Below are 4,209 nucleotides of genomic sequence, written 5' to 3' on the forward strand. Positions count from 1 at the left end.
GTATTATGGCCGACTGCCTCGCCCGGCACGAGCCGCGGGACGACATGCGGATGGCCCGGATCAGCTACGAGATCCTCGGCCTCATCCCGGGCGGCGAGTTTGAAGTCACCACCACGACGCTGCGCCCCGGACGGACCATCGAACTGCTGCAGGCCGAACTGGTGGCCGGCGGCCGGGTGGCCATCCGGGCCACGGCCTGGCGGATGATCACCTCGGACACCTCCGCCATCGCCGCGTTCGAGGACCCCCGGATCCCCGCTCCGGAGGACTGCGAGCCGTACGACGCCGCAACGGTCTGGCCGGGCGGGTACATCGCCTCGCTCAAGATGCGGATCGCCGAGGGCCACCGGGCCGGCTCCGGTACCGTCTGGCTGCACACCGATCACCCGCTCACAGACCGTGCCGACAGCAGTGATCTGGCCCGGCTGATCGGGCTGGTGGACACTGCCAACGGGATTGCCGCGCGGGTTCCGCCGGGCAAGGACAGCTATGCCTTCCCCAACCTGGATCTGCAGATCCACATGTACCGGCGACCAGTGGGTGAGTGGCTGGGCCTGGACAACGAGGTTTCGTTCGGCACCGACGGCATCGGCCTGACCTCCACCGTGCTGCACGATCTGCAGGGCCCCTTCGGACGCGCCGAACAGATCTTGACCTTGCGCAAGAGCTAGCCGGCGGCGGGAATGCCGCCGCTGCCCGGCTATTGGAAAACGAGCCAGCCGACGACGGTGGCCAGGCCGGTCAGGAACGCGCCCCAGAGGATGTCCGCCACGACAATCGGCAACGGCCAGTTCTTCAGCGTCGCGGCATTGGTGAGGTCGTAGGTCGCATAYGCGAAACCGCCCAGCGCGGCGCCGTAACCCAGCGCGGTCAGCCAGCTGCCGCCGTCGAGCGCCGGACGGAGGGCGAAGAAGACAATCCCCGCGATGTACAGGACGTAGAACACCACGGCGTAGCCTAGATGGGGCTTGTCCGCCATCAGGTGGCCCAGGTGCCGGCGGTAGAACTTGCTCATCGACTTGAGCCAGACGGCGTCGATTGCGGCGAACGCCGCGGCGACCACGAGGAATTGCAGAATGACCATAAGGGAGCATAACAACATGCAGCAGCCCGCGGCCGCACCCCGGACCCTGACGGTCTACCGCCAGGAGCACTCCCTCGGAGCGGCGGAGGACCTGGACTTTGCGCTGGGGCTGCTGCAGCGCGTGAAGACCGGCACGGCGGGCCCCCTGCTGCGGCTGTACAGGCCCGCCCCCACCGTGGCCTTCGGCCAGCGGGACACCCACCTGCCAGGCTTCGACGCCGCGGCGCAGGCCTGCCGGGGACTGGGGTTCGAGCCCCTGGTCCGGAAGGCCGGCGGCCGGGCCGCCGCGTACCACGAGGGGACCCTCGTGATCGACCACCTGGAGCCGCACACAGATGCGATTGCCGGAGCCAAGGGCCGCTTTTCGTTCTTCGGCGAACTGCTGGCGCAGGCACTGCGCGACGCCGGGGTGGAGGCCGCCGTCGGCGAGATTCCCGGCGAGTACTGCCCGGGGGAGTTCAGTGTGCACGGCAGTTCCCTCGGCACGTCGAGCACCCCCGCGCTGCTGCTCAAACTCATCGGCACCGCCCAGCGCGTGGTGTCCGGCGGCTGGCTGTTCAGCTCGGTGATCATCGTCGAGAACTCCACGCCGATCAGGGCAGTACTGGAGGCCAGCTACGCCGCGTTGGGCCTTGACTGGGACCCGGCGACGGCGGGAGCGGTCAACGACCTGGTCCCGCACCTCGACGTGGACGCCATCGAAGCGGCCGTGCTGGGCGCCTACGGCCGCTACGCCGCCCTGGACTACGGCGACTTCGACAGTCTGCGGGTTTAGCTGCTGGTTTAGTTGCTGGCTTGGCCGCGGCGCTGGTTGCTGTTTTAGTCGGGGGCACGCGCCGCGAGGAGCTGCTCGCGGAGGATGTCTGCGTGCCCGCAATGCTGGGCGAGTTCCCGCAGCATGTGCAGGTAGACCCAGCGCAACGGCAGCGGTCCGCGGCGGTTCCCAGTGACCAGCTCATCCAGCCCGAGGCGTCCCGTCCGGCTGCGGGACTCCGCGCACGCCCGGCGATAGGCGGCCTGGACACCGGAGATGGTGTCGCCGTCGTCCAAGATAAAGGATTCGTCCGGGGTCGCCGGAATGCCGATCTCCTGGCGGCTCCGGCGCGTCACGGCTTCGTCGAACCAGACCTTCTCCACGAATGTGGCGTGCTTGACCAGCCCCAGCAGCGTCGTGCGGGAGGGAACCAGGGAAGCCCGGGCCTCCTGTTCGCTTAGCCCCTCAAGGCAGTCGTGCAGGGCGGCCCGGTGCTCGTCAAGGAACGCGTCGAACTGCGCCTTCAAGTCCGCCGCGAAGACGCCGGGATCCATGCTGGGGAAAGTACTCATGGGCCCACAGCCTAATACCCTGCTGCCGGACTGCGGCGGTTCGAACGGAACGGAAGTGGTTCGGCTGGGGCCTGCAAGAATAGCCGCATGCCACTGAAGGACTTTCCGATCCGACGCGTCGCCGAGGACCCCGGCACCGTCCTGGACCGTGGTCAGTAGCCAGCCACCCTGCCCCCGGTCGCGCAGGTCCTGGACAGTGGGCTCGACCTGACGCCGGCCACTGTCCTGGTCGGAGAAAACGGGTCCGGGAAATCCACCCTGGTGGAAGCAATCGCGCTGGCCTACGGCTTATCGCCCGAAGGCGGCTCAACCGGCGCCCGGCATTCAACCCGGCGCACGGAATCCGCCTTGGCCGGCCACCTGCAACTTATCAGGAACGCCGGCGCCACCCGGCGGGGATATTTCCTGCGGGCGGAATCCATGCACGGGTTCTTCACGTACCTCGAGCAGCATCCGAGCACGTCCGGCCCGGACATTCCATTCCATGACATGTCCCACGGGGAAGCGTTCCTGGAGCTGGCCGCTGACCGCTTCCAAGGTCCCGGGCTGTGGGCCCTGGACGAACCCGAGTCCGCGTTGTCCTTTATGGGATGTCTGAGCCTGCTGGCCGTCCTCAAGGATCTGCTGGCCGCAGGGAAGTCCCAGGTCATCATGTCCACCCATTCGCCGGTGCTTGCGGCCCTTCCGAATGCACAGATCCTGGAAGTCGGCCCGTGGGGGTTGCGGCCCCGGGCCTGGGAAGAGCTGGAGCTGGTGGCCAACTGGCGCTCCTTCCTCGCATCGCCCGAGAGATACCTGAAGCACATCTAGCCCAAACTGGGGCTGGCCCCGTCCGCAAACTCCGGACGGGGCCAGCCACAGCGGCATCAACGGCTGAACGGCAAAGGGGTCAGTGCCCCCGGGCGATCCATTCCGCAAGCTGCGGCGCTTCGGCGCCGACCGTCGTCGAATCCCCGTGCCCGGTGCGCACCACCGTGTCCRTCGGCAGCGTGAGCAGCCTGTTCTTGATGGACTCGATGATGGTGGGGAAGTCGCTGAAGGAGCGTCCGGTGGCCCCGGGTCCGCCCTGGAACAGCGTGTCGCCGGTGAAGACGGTGCCCTCGTCGGCGAGGTAGAAGCTCACCGAGCCGGGGGAATGGCCCGGGGTGCGGAGCGCCACCAGCCGCGCGCCGGCGACGTCGAAGGTGTCACCGTCGGCGATGCCGTGGTCCGGCTCGGTTCCCGGGAAGACCCGGTCCCAGAGCATCCAGTCGTCCCGGTGCAGGTAGACCGGCGCGTTCACCAGGCCGCGGAATTCGCCCACCGCGGCGATGTGGTCGTCGTGGCCGTGGGTGAGCAGGATGGCTGCGACTTTCCGGCCGGCGACGGCGGCCGCGATGGCGGCGGCGTCGTGGGCCGGATCGATCACCAGGCATTCCTCGTCATTGCCGACGATCCAGACGTTGTTGTCCACGTCCCAGGTGCCGCCGTCGAGCGAAAACGTACCCGAGGTGACGAGCTGCTCGACCCGCAGGCCGGTGGCGGGGGTGCCGCTCACAGCTCGACCACGGAACGGAGCACGGCGCCCGAGTGCATCTTCTCGAAGGCTGCCTCGATGTCGTTGATCGTGATGCGCTCCGTCACGAAGGCGTCCAGGTCCAGCCGGCCCTGCCGGTAGAGGTCGATCAGCATGGGGAAGTCGCGGGACGGCAGGCAGTCGCCGTACCAGGAGGATTTAAGCGAACCTCCCCGGCCGAAGACGTCCAGCAGCGGCAGCTCCAGGGTCATGTCGGGGCTCGGGACACCGACCAGAACTACGG

The 4,209-nt window shown here is 68.1% G+C and carries 6 protein-coding genes and 1 pseudogene; 3 read left to right on the forward strand and 4 right to left on the reverse strand.

What is annotated here, in order from left to right:
- Nucleotides 1–671: thioesterase family protein (locus tag AB4Y86_RS13290; protein WP_441402689.1), on the forward strand; the 671-nt coding region annotated here is incomplete at its 5' end.
- 29 nt (nucleotides 672–700) lie between these two features.
- Here the strand turns inward: AB4Y86_RS13290 and AB4Y86_RS13295 are convergent.
- Entirely contained in the window at nucleotides 701–1,084 is a 384-nt protein-coding gene (locus AB4Y86_RS13295) for a DUF2177 family protein (protein WP_441402690.1), read from the reverse strand.
- 16 nt (nucleotides 1,085–1,100) lie between these two features.
- Here AB4Y86_RS13295 and AB4Y86_RS13300 point away from each other — a divergent pair, with 16 nt between their 5' ends.
- Entirely contained in the window at nucleotides 1,101–1,859 is a 759-nt protein-coding gene (locus tag AB4Y86_RS13300; RefSeq protein WP_441402691.1) for a lipoate--protein ligase family protein, read from the forward strand.
- A 44-nt stretch (nucleotides 1,860–1,903) separates the two neighbouring features.
- Here AB4Y86_RS13300 and AB4Y86_RS13305 read toward each other — a convergent pair whose 3' ends face one another.
- The gene (locus tag AB4Y86_RS13305; RefSeq protein WP_441402692.1) at nucleotides 1,904–2,410 is read right to left on the reverse strand and encodes a DinB family protein; all 507 of its coding nucleotides are present in this window, start codon (nucleotides 2,408–2,410) and stop codon (nucleotides 1,904–1,906) included.
- A gap of 225 nt (nucleotides 2,411–2,635) precedes the next feature.
- Between AB4Y86_RS13305 and AB4Y86_RS13310 the strand changes: the two genes are divergently transcribed.
- Nucleotides 2,636–3,220 (forward strand): ATP-binding cassette domain-containing protein, encoded by a 585-nt coding sequence (locus AB4Y86_RS13310; protein WP_441402694.1) that lies wholly within the window; start codon nucleotides 2,636–2,638, stop codon nucleotides 3,218–3,220.
- A 79-nt stretch (nucleotides 3,221–3,299) separates the two neighbouring features.
- Here AB4Y86_RS13310 and AB4Y86_RS13315 read toward each other — a convergent pair whose 3' ends face one another.
- Entirely contained in the window at nucleotides 3,300–3,947 is a 648-nt protein-coding gene (locus AB4Y86_RS13315; RefSeq protein ID WP_441402693.1) for an MBL fold metallo-hydrolase, read from the reverse strand.
- Nucleotides 3,944–4,209 (reverse strand): annotated as a pseudogene (locus AB4Y86_RS13320) (S-(hydroxymethyl)mycothiol dehydrogenase); the annotation flags it as partial. The gene AB4Y86_RS13315 and the pseudogene AB4Y86_RS13320, both read right to left, overlap by 4 nt.

The organism is Arthrobacter sp. 2YAF22_2, assembly GCF_052114645.1.
GTDB lineage: Bacteria > Actinomycetota > Actinomycetes > Actinomycetales > Micrococcaceae > Arthrobacter.

What these genes read in the sequence shown, in the direction of transcription:
- AB4Y86_RS13300 (WP_441402691.1), top strand. Translation starts at nt 1,101, where the DNA reads ATGCAGCAGCCCGCGGCCGCACCCCGGACCCTGACGGTCTACCGCCAG.
- AB4Y86_RS13305 (WP_441402692.1), bottom strand. Translation starts at nt 2,410, where the DNA reads ATGAGTACTTTCCCCAGCATGGATCCCGGCGTCTTCGCGGCGGACTTG.